17 protein-coding genes are annotated in these 19,454 nt (G+C 42.0%); all 17 read left to right on the top strand.

The genetic code is table 11. The features are described 5' to 3' along the window. The first annotated feature begins 329 nt into the window (after positions 1–329). The 17 genes from ACE41H_RS24130 to ACE41H_RS24050 all read left to right on the top strand — a co-directional run bounded on the left by ACE41H_RS24130 (position 330) and on the right by ACE41H_RS24050 (position 19,164). Positions 330–620: a YerC/YecD family TrpR-related protein gene (locus tag ACE41H_RS24130; RefSeq protein WP_355324665.1), complete on the top strand. Its 291-nt coding sequence runs from the start codon at positions 330–332 to the stop codon at positions 618–620. Position 621: 1 nt separating this feature from the next. Beyond that, entirely contained in the window at positions 622–1,398 is a 777-nt protein-coding gene (locus ACE41H_RS24125) for a sirohydrochlorin chelatase (RefSeq protein ID WP_375358116.1), read from the top strand. Between the two features lie 249 nt (positions 1,399–1,647). Further along, positions 1,648–2,532 carry a diacylglycerol kinase gene (locus ACE41H_RS24120; RefSeq protein ID WP_375358115.1) on the top strand — a complete coding sequence of 295 codons (885 nt, stop codon included), beginning with the start codon at positions 1,648–1,650 and terminating at the stop codon, positions 2,530–2,532. Positions 2,533–2,681: 149 nt separating this feature from the next. After that, the gene (gene rlmD, locus ACE41H_RS24115; RefSeq protein ID WP_375358114.1) at positions 2,682–4,379 is read left to right on the top strand and encodes a 23S rRNA (uracil(1939)-C(5))-methyltransferase RlmD; all 1,698 of its coding nucleotides are present in this window, start codon (positions 2,682–2,684) and stop codon (positions 4,377–4,379) included. Between the two features lie 336 nt (positions 4,380–4,715). Continuing rightward, the gene (locus ACE41H_RS24110; RefSeq protein WP_375358113.1) at positions 4,716–5,498 is read left to right on the top strand and encodes an AAA family ATPase; all 783 of its coding nucleotides are present in this window, start codon (positions 4,716–4,718) and stop codon (positions 5,496–5,498) included. A gap of 45 nt (positions 5,499–5,543) precedes the next feature. Further along, complete coding sequence (locus ACE41H_RS24105) at positions 5,544–6,008, top strand: DUF4372 domain-containing protein (RefSeq protein WP_375358112.1); 465 nt, start codon at positions 5,544–5,546, stop codon at positions 6,006–6,008. Further along, a complete protein-coding gene (locus ACE41H_RS24100) occupies positions 5,957–6,694 on the top strand; it encodes an IS4 family transposase (protein ID WP_375358111.1) in 738 nt (245 codons plus the stop codon). The genes ACE41H_RS24105 and ACE41H_RS24100 overlap by 52 nt, the downstream gene beginning before the upstream one ends. 564 nt (positions 6,695–7,258) lie before the next feature. Beyond that, positions 7,259–8,209 carry a hypothetical protein gene (locus tag ACE41H_RS24095; RefSeq protein WP_375358110.1) on the top strand — a complete coding sequence of 317 codons (951 nt, stop codon included), beginning with the start codon at positions 7,259–7,261 and terminating at the stop codon, positions 8,207–8,209. 29 nt (positions 8,210–8,238) lie between these two features. Further along, positions 8,239–9,033 (top strand): ABC-three component system protein, encoded by a 795-nt coding sequence (locus tag ACE41H_RS24090; RefSeq protein ID WP_375358117.1) that lies wholly within the window; start codon positions 8,239–8,241, stop codon positions 9,031–9,033. After that, positions 8,951–9,247, top strand: a complete 297-nt coding sequence (locus ACE41H_RS24085) for an ABC-three component system middle component 7 (protein ID WP_375358109.1) — start codon at positions 8,951–8,953, stop codon at positions 9,245–9,247. Before ACE41H_RS24090 ends, ACE41H_RS24085 begins: the two co-directional genes overlap by 83 nt. Continuing rightward, positions 9,237–10,850, top strand: a complete 1,614-nt coding sequence (locus tag ACE41H_RS24080; RefSeq protein ID WP_375358108.1) for a DUF2326 domain-containing protein — start codon at positions 9,237–9,239, stop codon at positions 10,848–10,850. Before ACE41H_RS24085 ends, ACE41H_RS24080 begins: the two co-directional genes overlap by 11 nt. 407 nt (positions 10,851–11,257) lie before the next feature. Beyond that, on the top strand, positions 11,258–11,524 hold the full coding sequence (locus ACE41H_RS24075) for a hypothetical protein (RefSeq protein ID WP_375358107.1): 267 nt from the start codon (positions 11,258–11,260) through the stop codon (positions 11,522–11,524). A gap of 15 nt (positions 11,525–11,539) precedes the next feature. Further along, on the top strand, positions 11,540–13,762 hold the full coding sequence (locus ACE41H_RS24070) for an MrcB family domain-containing protein (protein ID WP_375358106.1): 2,223 nt from the start codon (positions 11,540–11,542) through the stop codon (positions 13,760–13,762). Then, a complete protein-coding gene (locus tag ACE41H_RS24065) occupies positions 13,734–16,142 on the top strand; it encodes a DUF2357 domain-containing protein (protein WP_375358105.1) in 2,409 nt (802 codons plus the stop codon). The genes ACE41H_RS24070 and ACE41H_RS24065 overlap by 29 nt, the downstream gene beginning before the upstream one ends. 60 nt (positions 16,143–16,202) lie before the next feature. Then, entirely contained in the window at positions 16,203–17,150 is a 948-nt protein-coding gene (locus ACE41H_RS24060; protein WP_375358104.1) for a hypothetical protein, read from the top strand. 171 nt (positions 17,151–17,321) lie between these two features. Further along, on the top strand, positions 17,322–18,311 hold the full coding sequence (locus ACE41H_RS24055; RefSeq protein WP_375358103.1) for a hypothetical protein: 990 nt from the start codon (positions 17,322–17,324) through the stop codon (positions 18,309–18,311). Between the two features lie 193 nt (positions 18,312–18,504). Continuing rightward, on the top strand, positions 18,505–19,164 hold the full coding sequence (locus ACE41H_RS24050; RefSeq protein WP_375358102.1) for a hypothetical protein: 660 nt from the start codon (positions 18,505–18,507) through the stop codon (positions 19,162–19,164). Positions 19,165–19,454 lie beyond the last annotated feature (290 nt).

The raw sequence follows: 19,454 nt of genomic DNA, 5'->3' as shown, positions 1-19,454 counted from the left end.
GAATCTGTACCGCAAAGGAATCGAGTACATCGGTACAGGTACAGCAGGAGTATAGCTCTTGTTGTAGGGGCGAGGTCGACCGTCCTGATGTTCCAACACGCTAAGGTAGGAGCACGATAAGGTGCGTTCGCACTACCGGTTAGGAATAAGTCTAAAAGGCTTGTGCGAAGCGCAAACACTGTCTACGAAGTAGGCAGAGACAAGCTCGTGACTTGGGTCATGAGTTGTTGACGATTCTGTTCTGTAATGCGTGAAACCGTTAACGCTTGAAAAACTGTCCGTCCCTCAGTTACAATGAAGCTACAAGTATTCCTAGGGGATGATAATCTATGCAGCTGAAGAAGCTTAATGATAAGAGTATTGACCAATTGTTTGAGGCCATTTTGACGCTTAAGGATCTTGAGGAATGTTATGTGTTCTTTGATGATCTGTGCACGATCAATGAAGTTCAGTCCATGTCCCAGCGTCTGGAGGTTGCGCGCATGCTGGGCAAAGGCAGCACATACAATCAGATCGAAGCCGAGACCGGAGCCAGCACGGCTACCATTTCCCGCGTAAAGCGGTGCCTGAATTACGGCAATGACGGTTATAAAATGACGCTGGAACGGCTGGGCCGTTAACATGAAGCCGGGCGTTCTGATCATCAGCCACGGTTCACCTGCGCCCGCTTGGGTTCAACTGGTGGATGAGGCCGCCGGACAGCTGCAGCTGCCGGACGGTTGCCCGGTAGCAGTGTCTTTTCTGGAGCATGTGGAGGGAAGGCTTATTCAGGACGGCATCGACCGGCTGGAGGAAACGGGTGCCACGGATTTGCTCGTGGTGCCTTTGTTCGTTTCGTCAGGCAGCACACATGTGGACGAAATCAGCTATGCATTGGGCGTTAAGGAGGTTCCAGAGAAGGCAACAGATCTGGAGCCTTTTCGGGTTCGCGCACGTGTATACTTCGGCACCCCCATCGACCACGGTCCCGATGTGGCGGCAATGGTGTGGGAGAAGGTGCGCGGCATGTCGCTGCAGCCTGAGCGGGAGGTGGTGCTGCTGGTAGGACACGGCAGCGTGCACGACGGCTTCCGGCAGCGCTGGGAGCGGGGTATGTCCTCCCTGGCGGCTGATGTGAGTGCGATCAGCGGCACGGCATGTGATTATGCTCTGCTGAATCCGGACAGCGTAAGGGACAAGGCGGAGTCTTGGAGCAGGGAAAAGGGATATGACGTGATCGTCTTCCCCCTGTTCCTCAGCTCAGGCTTCTTCACCGCCAAGGTCATTCCCGGAAGATTGGAAGGGCTGGACTACCGTTATTCGGGAGAAGCGCTGCTGCCGCATCCGCTGCTGAAGATATGGATGGAGCAGCAGATATCCGGGCTTTTGCGTGCGGCGGGGAAGAATGGACAGTATTAACTGCCTGAGTCATAGCGTACCTGTTGTGCACTCTGGAATATAGCGTGAATAATGCGCTCTTCCTGGCACGGAATCATGGTATACGGTTTGTAAAATGCGATTTTTTTCGTTATCATTATATTCTAAAGGAAGCTGTAAAAAATGACATTCGCTCATGGCCTGACAGGTTGTGAGCATTAGAGGTTTGCACACCTCCCTTGGATGATGAAAAAACGTTGATAAATACGAATACACAGGTGGAGTAACGGAATGAAGAGAGCTCGCTTGATATATAACCCCACCTCAGGGCGTGAGGAAATGAAACGGCGTCTGGCCGATATACTGCAGCGCCTCGACGAAGGGGGCATCGAGACCTCGGTCCATGCGACAACCGGCGAAGGCGATGCCACGGCTGCTGCCGCAGATGCGGTAGAGCGCGGCGATTATGATCTGGTGATTGCCGCCGGTGGCGATGGTACGCTGTACGAGGTCATCAACGGCATGGCGGAGAAGGAGAACCGCCCGCCGCTTGGCGTGTTTCCTGTCGGAACGACGAATGACTTTGCGCGTGCGCTCGGCATCCCGAGATATTGGGAGGATTACTGTAACCTTGTCATCAAGCAGGAGGCGAAGCCGATTGATATCGGCAAGGCCAATGACAAATACTTCATTAACATCGCCGGCGGCGGCACGCTGACGGAGCTGACCTATGAGGTGCCGAGCAAGCTGAAGACCATGATCGGGCAATTGGCCTATTATTGGAAAGGCCTTGAGAAGATGGTCAGCCTCGCCCCGCAGGAGCTGAACATCCGGGCGGCAGGGCAGGAGGAGCTGCATGACGAGTTCATGCTCTTCTTCATCGCCAATACGAACTCAGTTGGCGGCTTTGAAAAGCTGGCGCCGGGGGCGACAATTGATGACGGCTTGCTGGACGTGATCGCGGTGCGCAAGTGCAATCTGGCCGAGATGATCCGGCTGGTATCCCTGGCGCTGCGCGGCGAGCATGTGAATGATAAGAAAATCGTGCATTTCAAGACGGATTATATGGAAGTCACTTCACCGGGCCATGTGCTGCTTAACCTGGACGGTGAGCTTGGCGGTACGCTGCCAGCCACCTTCCGCAACCTGCCCCGGCATTTGCATGTGTTCCGCTGATCGTTGGCGGACGGAAGTATCGTTGCAATGAAAGCTGGTACCACGAAGGTATGCCGTTGCTCCCTTGGGGAGGGCGGCATTTTTCGAGTTGGAAGATAAGTATGGGGCAATACTGTAATTATCATATGGAGAAAGAAGTGACCTGAGAGATGAACAACCACCGTAGCGGCCGTGGAAAAAGCCGCCGGAACAGCCAGCCAGAGATGCGGGCTGATGGAAGAAAGCCGGTAGACGGGAAGAGGAATAAGGCGGTTCGGGAGACTGGTGCAGGAGATAAGGGTAGAACGAAGGTGGCGGCTCATAGCGAGCGCGAAGCGGTAATCGGGGAGAAGAATAAAGGCGCAGCGAAGGCTGCTGCTGGAGATAGAGCAAATCTGCAGGTTCATGGTGGCCGTGATGCGTCTGTGAGTGGACATGCTACTGCGGCTCAGGCTGGGGTGCCTGTGCAGAAGAACGATGAAGCCGTGATCGACATCATCGGCATGACTCATGACGGCGAAGGTGTGGGCCGGATTGAGGGGTATACCCTCTTCGTAGGCGGAGCCCTGCCCGGGGAAAAGGTTCGCGTCAAGGTGCTGAAGACGAAGAAGCAATACGGCTATGCCAAGCTGCTGGACGTAGTACAGGCCAGTTCCGACCGGATCGCAGCCCCTTGCCCGATCTATGACCAGTGCGGAGGCTGTCAGCTTCAGCATATGAGCTACGAAGGGCAGCTGGCCTGGAAGCGGCAGCATGTCGTGGACGTGCTGGAGCGCATCGGGAAGCTGGAGGTAGCGGACAACAGCGGGGCGGCTGGCGAACCGGGAAGTGATGCGGGTGTTGTAGTGAACCCGACACTCGGCATGAGCGACCCTTGGCGCTACCGCAACAAGGCACAGGTGCCCATCGGTACGGCAGAAGGCGGCCTCATCGGCGGCTTCTACGCGCGCGGTAGCCACCGCATCATCGACATGGAGGCGTGCCTCATCCAGGACGAGCGCAACGACCAGGTGGTCGCCCGCGTCAAGGAGATCGGCAGCCAACTTGGCATTAGCGCCTACAACGAGGAGACCGGACACGGCCTGCTGCGGCATGTCGTCGTGAAGACTGCTTTCCGCACCGGCGAGCTCATGCTCGTGCTCGTGACGAACGGCCGCGACATCCCGCACCGCGACGCGTGGATCGGCAGCATCCGGGAGCAGATCCCGGCGGTGGCGAGCATCGTGCAGAACATCAACACGAAGAAGACCAATGTTATTTTCGGCGACGAGACGCATGTGCTGTGGGGCCGGGACGTCATTTATGACTATATCGGCAACGTCCAGTTCGCCATCTCAGCCCGCTCGTTCTATCAGGTCAATCCGGTGCAGACGGAAGTGCTGTACGGCAAGACGGTAGAATACGCCGGCCTGACCGGCAAGGAGACCGTCATCGACGCCTACTGCGGCATCGGCACAATTTCGCTCTTCCTGGCGCAGCACGCGGATCAGGTGTACGGCGTCGAGATCGTGAAGGAAGCCATCGACGACGCACGCAGCAACGCCGAACTGAACGGCCTGAGCAATGTCCAGTTCGAGGTCGGCGCCTCCGAGGACGTCATCCCGCGCTGGAAGGAACAGGGCATTGAGGCGGATGTGATCGTTGTCGATCCGCCGCGTAAAGGCTGTGATCCGAGGCTGCTGGACACGATCCTCGAGATGAAGCCGGAGCGGGTGGTGTATGTGTCTTGCAATCCTTCGACACTGGCAAGGGATTTGCGGGTACTTGAGGATGGGGGATATAGGACTATCGAGGTGCAGCCAGTGGATATGTTTCCGCATACGGTGCATGTGGAGGCCGTAGTAGGAATGCAACGAATAGATACGTAGAAATCCTTTGTTTTCAACACTTTGCGGGTTTCATGACTTTTACGAAGGATGGCCCCGATTTCAAAAATAAGGTTCTAAAGGAAACAATTGAGGTTTCGGTCGTGCTGGACCTTGGTTTTGACGTCGAGTGTGTAGACACGTCGGGAGGGAGTATTAATTAGCCTAAAATCGTTAGATTGAAATTTCAAGAGAGCGCCTTTGTAAGGCGTTTTTTTGTTTCATACATAGACAAAATTCGCACATTTATTCCAATATTTTCACGATTGTATGGTACTATAGACATGTAGTATCTATTTTACCAAGACCAACATATTTAATGTCTATGGAGGGATTTTTGTGAAGCTAAAAAAAGTTTCGATACAAAATTACAGACGGTTTATAGAGACATCGCTATCATTGGCTGATGACGTCACTTTGTTGGCTGGTGCAAACAACAGCGGGAAGACATCTTTAATTGAGCTTTTAGAAAATATATTAAATTCCTCGAAAACGGAATTTTGTGTTTCTGATATACCTGTAACTCTCTCAAAAGAATGGGTTGATCAGGCATACTCAATCTTTATCAATCATTTTGAGAAAAATGATGATAGAGAGAAAACAATTCAAGCGATAGTAAATGATCTTTTTTGTTTAGATGCAGCTCCTGGGAAAGAGAAACTTCTTATTTTACCAACAGTCGTTCAGCTAAGAGTTGATTATGAGACTAATGAAGAGATTGGGGATTTTGCTGACTATATTATGGATTTAGATCTTAACCATTGTTCAATCTATTTCGAATATTCATTTGAGGTTACTTCTACTACTTTTAGTCAGTCGCTAGACAAGGACTTTGAAAAATTAAAAAGTAGGTATGAAAAGCTTTCTGGAGAAAAGGATCAAAATACTAAGATGGGTTTCTTTAAAGAAAAAATATTAGGTACATATGTTTCTAGTATTATTGAGAAGTGTTATTTTGCTGATAGGCAGTTTCAAAATAAAAATGAAATGGAACTTTCACATTTCCGAAAGTTGTTTAATTTATCAATAGCGTTGAATAAAAATTTCACATCGAAAAAAACTATTTCGTTCCAAATCATCCTTAAAATGCATGTCCTTTCAACAAAAAATCTCCATAATTAGGGGAGCAGGTAATCCTGTCCAAATCCCTAATATAGGAGATCACGCATGGACAAGGATACACTATTTTCATCATTTCGTAAATGGGTAGCTCCCTTAAATACAATCCTCATTTCGAATTGGACACTTGAAACCGGTGAGGATCGCTACGTGAAAAAGCTGGATACGCTGGCTTATCTACTGATTTTCATCGACGCTCAGCTTCAGCAGCATCGGGGGCTGCGAGATATCGCGGCGAATCTTTGTCATAACGAAGCCTTCCAGCAGGAACTTGGTCTGCGCTGCATCAGCACCTCCCAGCTTTCCCGAAAGAATAACAAACTGTCACCCGAGATTCTTCAGCAGCTATTTTGTGATCTGGTCCAACAAATTTCACAGCAAAGTCATCCCCATCCTTCGCGTGTCGGGGAGGTCAAATTGCTGGATTCCACCACGGTGAGCCTCTGTCTCCAAAAATACAAGTGGCAGAATACCGAAAAACCAAAGCGGGGATCAAACTTCATGTACGTGTAGCCTTTCGCGATCCGGACAACGTATATCCCGACAAAGTAGAGCTTACACCCGCCAAACCCGCGGATCGCACGCAGATGGATACGCTGATCGATGATCAAGGCGTCACGTATATCTTTGATCGGGGCTATGTGGATTACGACAAGTTCAATGCATACAGCCTGAATGGGATATTTTTTGTCACGCGCTTGAAGGACAACGCGGTGATGGAGACGCTCCATGAGTTTGACTTAGCCCCGGACTCTCCCATTTCAAGTGATCGTATGGTGAAGCTCGGTCAGGGAAAGAAGCAGACCCGCATGGTGTTTCGCGTCATCGAAACGTTGGATCTCAAGGGTAACCGGATTCAGATCCTGAGCAATCGCTTTGATCTCACCGCTGAGGAAATCGGCGACTTGTATCGCAATCGTTGGAAAATAGAGACGTTTTTCCGCTGGATCAAACAACATTTGAAGCTAACCCGCTTTTATGGTGAGCAGGAACAAGCCGTGTGGAATCAAATCTGGATGTGTCTCATTGCGTATGCATTGTTGTTGTTAACCAAGATGGAGCTTGAAACCAACAAGTCACTGCGAGAAGTAGCCCGACTGCTGCACGTGATGAAATACCGCTCCTGGGAAGCATTTCGGGAAGTCATTCACCGAAAACCGCTACGTCGCTCCAAGGGGCGTCAAAAAGTAGCCCGATGATGAACCCGATTCATGGTGTTCCTTGAAAACCAATATATCCCAAATGATGGGATTACTTGCTCTCATGCAGATACTGATTTTTTTGGCACAAGGAAGAGGGCAACAATTGTAAATATATAACTGATTTTAGATATGAACCCATTTACCTAATATGCATGGATATTTAATGCAACGCTATTGAACCCAAGTAATTAATTGAGCGGAGGGTATTCGATGAGGCTTCCGTTGATCAGTGGAAGAAATTGTTTTGGATAATCATTGGCAGAGTTGATGTTCGTCCGAACAATATCAAGTTCCCCAGTTTATCAGGACGATAAGTGTGGGGTGCGAAATCAGGTGTACATGGTTATATTGACTGAGTAAGGTCTATAGGACTAATTAAAAATGAGGCTCCTGCCGCTTGCAGGGGTCTTTCTATTTGTCGAAAATAGGAATATTTTCTGGAGTTTAAAACTTAAATAGGCTATGATTATTGTAGATTTAGCACATCGCTAAATCGTGATTCCGGTAGCGAAACAGAGCGGGAAACATCAAGTATTTCAAACCAAAATGTGGAGGGCTAGTATGAGTTCAAAAATGAAGATGAATTGGGCACTACACCCTACTGCTGGAAGAGTATCAGTCGATGATATTCAATTGGATGAAACCTTAAATGAATCACTTAAATGTGAGTTTTGTCATGTTGATTTAAGTTTTGTAGGAACGTATATAAAGCAGGACAAATATGTTGCACCAATTTTACGATTGAAAAAAGGTAAGAAGAACCATTTAGAATATGACGGTGGAGAATGTCCTTATAATAAATCTAACAACCAAACTCAGACACTTCGTAAGAGCAAAGTAGCGGGTGTTGTCCTTGATAAAGAAACTGTTATTAGGGTTAACATCCCTGTTGAATTAAAAAAATCTTTAATGGATTTATTATCTCAAGACTTAATACCTAAAAAGCAGAAATCGGAGAATCCTAAAACTAAAAAATCACCGGGGAATTATTCAAATAGTAAGGGCGAACTATCAGACTACATAAACTCAGCAAGAGCTTTCGCAAAAATATCTAAATATTTTGAGCAAAATAAAGTTCAGAATTATCTTGAGTTTAAGTTTTTTGGAATCACGGCAAGGTGGATGGATATATATTTTGAAGAGTGGGATAAAGTTTATGAAAAATTCCAAACAAAATCACCAAAAGAACTGGTTTGCTTAAGAGGAGTTTATGCTTCAACGGGTCAACCATATGTAGATAATAATGGATACGAGTGGGTTCATATTAAATTAATGAAGACATCCATATCCTCAAAAACCACTTCTCAGACATTTACGCAAATCAAACTGTTTAAACCGATGTTCACCAATTTTTTGAAACAATTAGATGAAGCCAAGAGAAAAGCTGAGCCTATAGAAGTAACCTTTTTTGGAAGAATTGAAAGATACGAAAAGGATGGTAATAGAAACATAAAAGGCGTTGCGGTGCTGAGAAGGCAGATTCATTTTGAGAAAAGAAATATAAAGCATTAATTCAAAGTCATGGAGGGTCTATATTGGAAATGCCAGAATTAAATGATCCTTATCTCATAGCAAGAGTCTCTATCACAGAAAATACGGATAATGCACATTTGCTAGAGGTAGATGGAATATGTCCGTTATGTGGAAATTACTTGCTCATACAAAAAGGTAAACGTATGAACAAAAAGTATCAAATTGCACATATATATCCGAATAGTCCAATCCCCCATGAAGTAAAAGAACTTCAGGGGCTTGAAAGACTAGGTACTAACTGCGAAGAGTTTGAAAATAAAGTAGCTCTGTGTAAGGATTGTCATGGATATTATGACGATCATAAGACTAAAGAAGAATATTTGAAACTAGTTAAGATCAAGAAACGTCTATTGGCTGCTTCTAAAGCCAAGATATCCACCTCACATCAAGACGTAGAAGAAGAAATAGTATTAGTTATCAATTCATTGATGAGTATTGATCCTGTAACGCTACAAAAAATGGAGTTGGAATATAAGGCATTAAAAATTTCTAGTAAGATTGAGATGACATATTCCATTTTGAAAGCTAAAATAGAAACATACGTTTGTGTTTATTTCAATCTAATTAAAGAAACATTTCAGAACTTAGATCAAGAGAATAAATTAAACTTTGATTTAGTTGCTTCTGAAGTTAGATCAAGCTTCTTAAAATGTGATGAAGAAATTGTTAGTAAAAGTGAGATATTTGAAGCACTCGTAAAATGGCTGAAATCCAAATCAAATGGTTCATCAAGTGAAGCCTGCGAAGCAGTCATATCGTATTTTGTTCAGAGTTGTGAGGTGTTTCATGAAATTTCCCAATAAATTATATACTTATAATGAAAGTATTATTAGTAAACTTCCCATTATCATGAATGAAATAGAAAATGATAAGGATTTTTCCCTCTCTGATTTATATTCTAGTGTCATCAGTAAATTTCGAAATATCACCGAATTTCTAGATGCACTCGATTGTCTGTATGCATTAGGAAAAATAGAATACAGTTTTGATTCGAGGAGAGTTAACAATGTTATTTGAAATTATTTGCGATCAGTTCAAACAGAAGAGAGTTGAATTCCTTCCTACATTAAATACTGTATTAGGAGATGACATTGGGAGTAATTCCATTGGCAAGTCTACGTTTCTAATGATTATAGATTTTGTATTTGGTGGGAAAGATTATATTTTAAAGTCCGCAGAGATTCAAAGACATGTGGGCAAACATACAATAAAGTTTTGCTTTATATTTCAAGAAAAAAAATACTACTTTTTGAGAGACACCGAAGATTTGGAATTTGTAAGTGAGTGTGACGAATCATATAATGTTGTATCAAAAATACCTCTCTCTCAGTATTGCGAATTTTTAAAGCATAGATACAATATACACCTCCCAAATATTAGTTTCCGAGATATAGTTGGGAGATATTCGCGAATTTATGGGAAAGAAAACCTAAATGAAAAGCGTCCTTTAGATATTGTTCATAATGAAGCTGCTGGAGCGCCAATAAATGCACTATTAAAGTTGTTTGGATTGTTTAGCGTAATCTCGGAATTGGAGGACTTATTAAAGCAAAGAGAAACAGAACTAAGTGCTTATAGAAATGCACAGAGGTATAACTTTGTATCCTCGATTGGTAAACGAAAATATAATGAAAACTTGAAAGAACTTACCCAACTTGAAGAGATAAAAGAACAAATTTCAAAAGATCTGGATAATAATTTATTAGATATTGATTCAGAAAAAGCAGAAGAAGTTATCAAATTAAAACAAAGACTTTCCATTGCAAAGAGAAAGAGAAGCAAATATTATTCTCAATATGTAACTATCGAGAATAACATGAAAGAAAATTCACCAATAAGATCTGAACAGTTTGATGATTTGTTACGATTCTTTCCTGATGCTAATATACGAAATATTGCAGAAGTTGAGAAATTTCATTATGAGATAAGGAACGTTTTAAAGACAGAATTGAAGGCAAAGAAAGAAGAGTTGAACAAAATAATTTCCGTATCACAAAATGAAATTGATACGATTGAAGAAAGTATTAAGAAAATTATTCAGATACCAAATTTATCAAAAGCCATACTAACAAAATATTCAGAGATACAAAAAATGAGCGAAAAATTGGAAAGTGAAAACAAAGCTTATTTAACTTCAATAAGTCTTAAAACATCTAGAGATGATACCAAAGCCCGCAGAGATCAAATGAGAAGAGATCAATTATATCTACTTCAAATAGAAATTAACACCAAGATGCAGGAGATTAATGATTATATATACTCTGAACAAAAGAAACCACCTGTTATTACTTTTGATAAAAATCAGTATAAGTTTGAAACTATTGACGATACTGGCACAGGTACATTCTATAAGAACATGGTGGTGTATGATCTAAGTGTACTGGAACTAACGGCATTGCCAATACTAATTCATGATTCTGTAGTCTTAAAACAAATTGCCGATGTAGCAGTAGAAAAAATATTGAAGAAGTACCTTCAATCAGAGAAGCAAATATTTATTTCATTTGATAAGAAAAAAGCATATACAGCAGGGAGTCAAAAAATATTAATGGAAACAAAGGTCCTAGAACTTTCTCCTAACGGGAATGAACTATTCGGAAGATCGTGGAATAATAAATAACCTAACCCATGAAGTACTCCGATGTTGTTGGGGGTGTGAAACTGACCGTCGGTGGTAGAGCGCTTGCAGGCATGCAAGAGGTCGTTGGTTATGATAGTCTCAATCAAATTAGCCTACGCATCGGCCTGATAGGTGTTGAGATAGGAAATCAGGTAGATGTGATAAGTGATTAAATAAGGTCAATAGGACTGAATTGAGATGGGACTCCTGCCAATTACGGGGGTCTCTTGTTCGTGGAACTAGGTATATTATTTAGCTATTATTTCTTAAATAGGTTATTATTGGTATATAGGAATATTTTCGTCCTAGTGTGCGAGAAGGGTGAAGACAAATAATAAATGTTGAATGGCTGTATCACAATTGATTAAATTTTACTATAAAAGTAAAGTGAGAAGGGAGTATAAATCTTGAAACAATTAGTTGTTGGACTGATTGGTGAGACTGGGAGTGGAAAATCGACTTTTTGTTCGATGTGTACCTCAGAAGATATCCATCCTATAATTGCAGGTGCGTATGGACAAAAAGGCACAACAAAATCCACTAAGCGAATGATTTTTTCAAAAGATGTGAAAGGCTTTAATTTGGATGAATTCAAACTGGCGTATAATGAAGGGAAATCAGAATTTGACAGACCCCACTTTTCTCGAATAGTGTCTAATATAGCGAATGCATAATCTTGGAGGAACAACATGCTCGATTATTTTTCTGATATATTCCGAAATAAACAAAAATCCTATAAGATGGTTCTTATTCTATCCCTTATCGATGAGTATGAAGAGAACCACAATCTAATATTTCCGCTCAACAAAATTGCTGAGCGGTTTTTGGCATATTACCGACATCAGAGTAGTACAGGGAATTCAGCAGATGCCCCGCCACAGAGAGAAGCTTCAAACTGGAATGATTATACGTTAGCGCAGACGAGGACACTACTTAAAACACCGATAGATGCGTTATCATCGATACTTGAATTCAATAACGATCAACAAACTATTACCTTTAAGTCATCCATTATGGATCAGCTTGATGACAATGTAATTCAGGAATTAAAAGAATATGCGCTAAATGAGCTAGACAGCTATAATAACCAACTGATATCTAACGAGCTAGGAGCCGCCTTTTCACTACAAGATACCTTATCAGAAATTTTAAATACTTACCTAGACGCCAAAATACAAGCTTTTGCTAATCATCCATTAGGCGTGCTGCTTAGACAAACCATACCGGAACAATTAAGAAAGCTGCCCTTTATTGATGATAACTATAAAATCCAAGGATCTATTGGTCAGGGTAACTGGGCTAATATTCCCTGGATTGCCGTTATGGATAAGCGAATTACGGATAAGATACAGCGTGGTGAGTACATCGTTTACCTATTTTCAGAGGATATGAAGAGAGTATACCTCACCTTGTTACAGGGAGTAACCATTCCGCTAAAAGAGCTTGGCAAAAAAGAAGGTTACCGATACCTTGAACAAAAGGTGACCGAAATGCGGGGACTGCTTCCACTTGAAGGCATGCAAAAGGATGACAACATTTACCTGACCACAAGCGGTTTAGGGCGGGATTATCAGGTATCAACAGTTGCTTATGTGCGCTATGATCAGGGCTCTATTCCGGATGATGATCAGCTATTGGCTGATTTAGAAAATGTGATGAACAACTATAAGCTTTATGTGGACAGTCTGGCACACGAGCCAGTAGAAGAGAATGAGCCTACTTTCGAGTATGAGGAGATCGAGCCATTGGATCCATTAACGGTGTCGCCACGAGTTGAGCAAATCAAAGCTTATATCGAGCAAAGAGGGTTTCATTATCCGAAGGGGTTAATTGAGAACCTGTATTTATCTCTGAAGACTAAACCATTCGTCATTCTGGCTGGAGTATCCGGTACAGGTAAAACAAAGCTTGTGGAGCTGTTTGCTGAGGCACTTGATGCAACAGAGAGTAACGATCAATACACATTGATTCCAGTAAGGCCGGATTGGAGTGATCCATCTGATCTTCTGGGCTACAAGGACTTATCAGGAGCTTTTCGTCCGGGCCGTTTAGCGAAAGTATTGGTGAAGGCATCACAACCGGAGAACCAACATAAGTCGTATTTTATCTGTCTTGATGAAATGAATTTGGCTAGGGTGGAGTATTATTTTAGTGATTTGCTGAGTATTATCGAAACTCAAAAATGGAATAACCATCGAATTGTGACTTCATCTTTGATTAACCGAGATTCCTTAAGTTCAGGGGATCAGCCGATCTATGGGGATTTATTTTTGCCTGATAACGTGTATTTGATTGGAACAGTCAATATGGATGAGACTACGCATCCTTTTAGCAAAAAGGTGTTAGATCGTGCCAATACGATTGAGTTTAACTATATCAATTTACAGCAGTATCCAAGTGACCCTCGGTCGGAGCAACAAGGAGTGGTTGTGGCCGATAATCAATTTTTACGCAGCGAGTATTTGAAGTTGGTAGATGTGTATCAGGATTATAGTGATTTGGTACATAAAACGACAGAAGGGCTCGTAAAGATCAACAATATACTAGAGGAGATTCATGCCCAGGTCGGGTTTCGGATTAGGGATTCCATTTGTTTTTATATGGTTTATAATCAACGGTTTCAATTGCTTACTGAGGATGAGGCGTTTGATTTGCAGCTTCTTCAGAAAATTCTTCCGCGTGTCCAGGGCAGTAGCTTGTCCGTGAAACGGGTGTTGCTAAAGCTGATGCAAGGAGCGCTAGGAAAGAATTTAGCAGTAAATGATCTTATGGATGATGCTTCAGGCCTCTACCAGAAATGGAGCTCTGGTGAAGGAGATGAAGAGGCGAAGCATTCTCAAACCGCTAGAAAAATCGCCTTCATGTTACGGAGGTTGGAGGAAGATGGATTTACCTCATATTGGCTCTCTTAGTCAGAGCGTTGAGCTTCTTCGTGTGGAGACCAATCTGTTCAATCTATATATTCAAGGCAAACCGTTTCATCCGACGGTGGAGTTTTTGCAGCTTCATCGAACGGAGGAAGGGAAATGGGTAGATACCTCATTGCAGGTGTCTACTCTTTCCACGGATCTGTCTATTGAAAAGGTATCTGTATTTACTCCTCAATTAGGAGAATTATCACCATGGCAAATGGGTGACCCAAGTTATCCGATATTTTTCGAGACCCAGTCCTATGAGCTCATTATCGACAAGAAGCAGGATATAGCGCTAACCTTTCACCACGAGAATATGAACTTACGTCAATCGATTAAGCCTCTCGGCAATACGATTCTATCTGGCATTCTGAACTTTCAGAATGAAGTTGGGCTTTCCGATTTGGAGTTAAGATTGAATGGGCAGCCGATTTTTCAGCTTCAGCTTGAGGTTTTTCCAGCAAAGATGGACTACAAAAATGATTACCAGATGATCCTGAAAGATGTGAACCAGCAGATTTATAATCTATCCTTTGATTTTTTGCGAAAAACATACAATCTGACCGGGCTTAAAGAGACGCGTAATCAAAGTCTAACTGAGTTTTTTACCATCCTTCAGCATGTGTTCGATCAGCTTGTTCAAGCCGTGGAGCGGATAAAGGCTTCTCCTCATTCTAAGCTGGAGAAAGACAATCGAATTGTAGAAGCAGCCCGCGCGAAGAAGGTGGGGAAGGAAAATGTCTCTTTTATAACCAAACGTCCCCATCTGCTGGTGTCGGATGAGAAGCTTGGCTTCATACCGATAAACAACCAAGGCTATTACCCGAGCCGTGTATTGGAGACGAAACGGCAGATTAGCTACAACACGATAGAGAATCGCTTTGTGCGTTGGGTGCTGCTGCGTATTTCGAGCAAGTTGAAGGATATAAAAAGCAGATTGATGAAAAACCGCTCACAAGATCCGTTGTTGGCCAAGCGGTTGGAATATATGCAAACACAAATAAAGCGTCTACTGAATCTGGATTTTCTAAACGTTGGCGAAATGAAGCAGATGTCGATCTCTTTGGTGTTACAAATGGCACCGGGATATCGGGAAGTGTATCGGAATTATTTGATGATAATGAAAGGCTTGTCCATTCAAAACGATCTATTCCGTATTTCCATGAAGGACTTAGCGCAGCTCTATGAATATTGGTGCTTTCTTAAAATTCATGATCTCCTTAGCCGGAAGTATGAGCTTCTCACCCAGGATATTATTAAGGTCGATCGCACGGGGTTGTTTGTAACCCTTGATAGAACACAGAAGGCCAAGATGGTGTATCGGAACCCGGTCAATGAGGAGATATTCACCCTTTATTACAATACATTACCAAAAGGCGATCATAGCGAAACGTTGGGCCAAAGGCCGGACAATGTACTTACACTGAAAAAGAATGAAGCTGCGGTGGAGTATAAGTATATTTTTGATGCCAAATATCGCTTGAATCCTGCATATGAGGGGACGTCTTATTTCAGAAACTACAGGATGCCGGGTCCTGAGGAAGATGACATCAACACGATGCATCGCTACCGGGATGCAATAGTGTACACCGATACTCATAGTCGTGAATTGGAACGAAGCATGTTTGGTGCCTATGTGTTGTTCCCATATCATGATGAGGAACGGTTTCAGGAGCATAGATTTTACAAAAGCATTGAGTTAATTAATGTGGGGGCTTTTCCGTTTTTGCCGAACTCAACAAAGCTGATGGAAGCATTCCTGGATGAGATCATCATGGATAGTCCTGAGAAAGCCTATGAGCGTTCTACCCGGCCGCGGGGGACGAAGAGCTATTACCAGAACCAAATGAGCGGCAAAAATGTTATGGTTGGTTCGTTGCGGGAAAAGTCGCAGTTAGATTTAGCATTAAAGCACGGGTTTTACCACATGCCTCTTGAAAATATCTCTGACCACAAGTTATTAACACAAATAGAATATGTTGCTCTTTATCAGTCACGAAGTCAATTTTTATCCACAGGGGAAACCGGCATTCACTGGTATGGGAAAGTGGTTGACTGGAAGGTAGTGCGGCGTAAAGAAATCACCGAGCGTCCTTACAGACGGGGTACGGAAGATAAGCTGTATGTGAAATTTACTGTGGAGAAGTGGATCAAGAGAGAGAAGCCGATCGTTTCCGGTGGGCGAGGGATTTATACGGTGCTGTGCACGTCGAAGTATATGTTCGACCGGGCAGCAGAGATTGCTGAGCTTAAATTGGAAACAGAAGAGGATCTAATGCAGTGGCGCGAGCAGAGACGTTTAGGTGCGGTTAAAGTGGATTTGAATCATGAGCAGGTAGACTTGGCTAGTAAGGTGTTAGGGGTTCGGCTTAGAGAGTGAGGAATTTTTTATTAGCTTTATCACATAGTTATTTATTTTCTATAGAAATTGGGTGAACTTATGGCAAAGGTAGAATATGCGTTTAGTTTAAAATTACAAAGAATTATGACAGCATCAGAAGCGCATGAGGCCTGGGATAATGGGGAACTTGATGATAAAACTGAGTTTAAATGCTGCTGTCAGGAGTGCTCTGCTCGAATTACCTGTGTAAACATGGACAAAGAACCGTGGCAAATGAGGGTTCGTGAACATTTCAAAGTATATGGTGAACATAGTGCCAATTGTACAGAAATAATGAGACCACATAATACTGATACGAAGAAAAAACGAACAGAGCTTAAAGAGGCACCAAAAATTAGAGAAGAAATTATATTTCATTTAAAACGGCCTAAAAGGCATAGTGAAACTAAAATTAACGGTAAAAATGATGATAGAAGGGCTCAAACGTCTCAAATAACAAGCCTTAGAGGTACATCAACAGCAGGAAAAGATAGCGAGAGACCGCAAAGAAAATCCAATTTTTTTTTATTGAGCACTTTAATGAGAAAATATATACATGCTAAAAAGAAAAATGATTTTAATGGCTTAAAGGTATCGCTTGAACTGTCTGGCAAGACTTATGAATATTCTTTAGGCACATTGTTCAATGAACTTGGTGCCGCTAACATTTATAAGGAAGAGGCGTGGAAAACAAAGGTCTTTTATGGAAAGGCTATAATAAGAAAAAATAGTAAGAATGAATACTGGATAAACTTTTCAGATAAATTTAACAATTCAGACTTAGATGTCAAATGCTCAATAAGAAAAGAAATTATAGATAATTCACATAATAAAACAGGTTCAGTTCATAATATTGAAAATTTTGTAAATAAAGAAGCGTATTGTTTTCTATTGGGAGCAGTGAATATTACTCAGAGGACCCTTTATATTAATATCCAATCGTTAGACCATATAGCTTGCTCTTTTGATGATGTCAAAAAGATGAGCGATTTGATGGAAGATGAATAAGAGTCCCAGCAGCCAAAAGAGTGTTAGTATGTACTGACCGGTATCCAATTCATAGTGGATCGGCTATAAGAGCCGGGATTTTCTAAGCTCAATAGCTTAAAGAGTAAGGTATCAAAGGAAGTGTAGGTTTCAGCATTCGCTTAATAAATTTGTCATTCGGGGGAATAGAGAATGTACAGTATAAAAAATAAAAAGGCATCAAAGGTTGAAGCTGTTACGTTTGCAGAACTTGGAATGCAAGAAAATGATATAGAGGAACTTCTAAGGAATAGTATCGATATGCTTTGTGATGATGAAGAGTCAATGCTCATAGTCGGACGCCAAGTGAAGAATGAAAGTCTAGGAAGAAGTGATCTTACGGCTGTTGATAATAACGGTAATATTGTGTTGATAGAAATTAAGAGAGATCGAAAAGATATTGAAAACCGCAAAGAGGCTTTTGAATTTCAGGCCATCCGATATGCTGCAAGTTACGCGACTGTAGTCGATGCTGATGATCTCGTAAAAAAGGTTTATGCACCTTATATTGAAAAATACAGAAGCGAATTTGAACTTGGTGAGCTGACCTCATATGAGCTTGGACTTAGGAAACTAAACGAATTTCTGAAAGTTAATGGTGCTGAAGCTAGTTTCAATAAAAAACAAAAGATTGTTCTTGTTGCATCGGATTATGATGACCAGACATTGTCTGCAGTTGCTTGGTTAAATAGCAATGGTGTTGATATGAGTTGTTTTAAGCTCACGCCTTATAAAATTAATAATGAAGTATTTTTAAAGGCTGAAAAATTACTGCCCCTAACCAACTATGATGATTACTATGTCAATTTAATGGAGAAAACTCCATCGAGAATAAAACAAAGCAAAGGCATCAAACGCCGATCACTACCTAAAATTGATGAAATGCTTCGTTGGGGAGTTGTCAAACCAGGAGATATAATTGTGGCAAAAGGAAGAACCGATGAAGGAACCTTGCTTAATAACGGCAATATATTAGTGGACGGAAAGGAAAGATCATTACTAGCTTGGTTAAAAGAAGTGTTTGGATGGTCCAATATTGCTACATATGATTTTTCAGTATTAAAAGAAAGCGGCAAGACGCTTTACCAAATCCGTGAGGAATACATGAATCAGCAAATGGCAGAGATAGTGGAAGACGCATAGATGGAAATTGATGCTTATCAAAATATAGTATAAGCCGAAGGGGTTAAAATTAGGTCTTGCCGGCAATTACATAAAAATATATCAAAGGATTTCTCGAATTAACTAAATATACAAAAATAGACCTATATTTCTTCACGATGTATGTGGATTAAAAAATTTGAATTATTATATAACCCCAAAATTGGAGGCTATCATGAAGTATGAAGAAAGAATAATAGCATTTATTGATATCTTAGGTTTTAAGAATCTTGTGAATAATGATTTGATGTGTGAGGATATAGGTGCAATTTTAAAACTTCCTTATGTGCTACGACAGGGAGATATGCTAAAAAGGTTAAAAATCACAGGCATGATGATGACTTCTATTTCCGACAGTCTGGTCTTTTCCATTGGACTGAAGGAGCGTGGTGCAATGAACAAAATTACAAAGCTTCTTTCTGTGTTTTCACAAACTCTATTAGCTCAGTACAGCCTTTTACTCCGAGGTGGTATTGCAGTGGGCAAAATTTATCATGACAACGATATAGTGTATGGCCCAGGTTTGGTAAAGGCCTATGAGCTTGAAAGTAAAATTGCAATTTTCCCTAGAATTGTTATAGAGCGTTCGGATTTTGAAAGCTCTATTCTATCTTGCAGCACGCCTTCTCAATTAACACTACGGAAAGAATATGTTTCTGGTGACGATTGCATTCTTATGTTGGATTGCTTCCACTACACCAGTCAGGAAAAATTGAAACTATGCCGCTTTAAATTAGAACAAATAGAAGCCTCAGATTTAAGAGTACAGCAAAAAATTAATTGGATGATAACTATGATAAGTACTAAGTTAAAAGAAAAAGCTATTAATTTGTAATAGGCTGTATGTTCAAGGATTATTTTAAGAAATATTGAATCAGAGGATAACCTAGTGACTTAACACTCTTGGCACAGTCTTTGAGCCTTAAGGTGTGAGGATCATAGTTCTATGTTAGGTGAATTATCCGCAAAAATAAATAATGGAGTTGACAGTAAATGCTTATCGACTTATTAACACCAAACGGTAAATTGGAGTTTGAGGTACTTCCTTCGAGAGCGTTTAAACTTCCGTGTAATTGGTAACAATATCCATAAAGGAGATGTTACCCATGGAAGTGAGCAAAAACG

Origin of the sequence: Paenibacillus enshidis (genome assembly GCF_042136365.1) — a bacterium.
GTDB classification, from domain to species: domain Bacteria; phylum Bacillota; class Bacilli; order Paenibacillales; family Paenibacillaceae; genus Paenibacillus; species Paenibacillus enshidis.
The sequence above is the reverse complement of the archived record's forward strand: the minus strand, read 5'-3'. Positions and strand labels throughout refer to the sequence as shown.

Coding starts and splice junctions, on each gene's coding strand:
- ACE41H_RS24130 (WP_355324665.1), top strand. CDS start 330: ATGCAGCTGAAGAAGCTTAATGATAAGAGTATTGACCAATTGTTTGAG.
- ACE41H_RS24125 (WP_375358116.1), top strand. CDS start 622: ATGAAGCCGGGCGTTCTGATCATCAGCCACGGTTCACCTGCGCCCGCT.
- ACE41H_RS24120 (WP_375358115.1), top strand. CDS start 1,648: ATGAAGAGAGCTCGCTTGATATATAACCCCACCTCAGGGCGTGAGGAA.
- rlmD (WP_375358114.1), top strand. CDS start 2,682: ATGAACAACCACCGTAGCGGCCGTGGAAAAAGCCGCCGGAACAGCCAG.
- ACE41H_RS24105 (WP_375358112.1), top strand. CDS start 5,544: ATGGACAAGGATACACTATTTTCATCATTTCGTAAATGGGTAGCTCCC.
- ACE41H_RS24095 (WP_375358110.1), top strand. CDS start 7,259: ATGAGTTCAAAAATGAAGATGAATTGGGCACTACACCCTACTGCTGGA.
- ACE41H_RS24090 (WP_375358117.1), top strand. CDS start 8,239: ATGCCAGAATTAAATGATCCTTATCTCATAGCAAGAGTCTCTATCACA.
- ACE41H_RS24085 (WP_375358109.1), top strand. CDS start 8,951: ATGGTTCATCAAGTGAAGCCTGCGAAGCAGTCATATCGTATTTTGTTC.
- ACE41H_RS24080 (WP_375358108.1), top strand. CDS start 9,237: ATGTTATTTGAAATTATTTGCGATCAGTTCAAACAGAAGAGAGTTGAA.
- ACE41H_RS24070 (WP_375358106.1), top strand. CDS start 11,540: ATGCTCGATTATTTTTCTGATATATTCCGAAATAAACAAAAATCCTAT.
- ACE41H_RS24065 (WP_375358105.1), top strand. CDS start 13,734: ATGGATTTACCTCATATTGGCTCTCTTAGTCAGAGCGTTGAGCTTCTT.
- ACE41H_RS24060 (WP_375358104.1), top strand. CDS start 16,203: ATGGCAAAGGTAGAATATGCGTTTAGTTTAAAATTACAAAGAATTATG.
- ACE41H_RS24055 (WP_375358103.1), top strand. CDS start 17,322: ATGTACAGTATAAAAAATAAAAAGGCATCAAAGGTTGAAGCTGTTACG.
- ACE41H_RS24050 (WP_375358102.1), top strand. CDS start 18,505: ATGAAGTATGAAGAAAGAATAATAGCATTTATTGATATCTTAGGTTTT.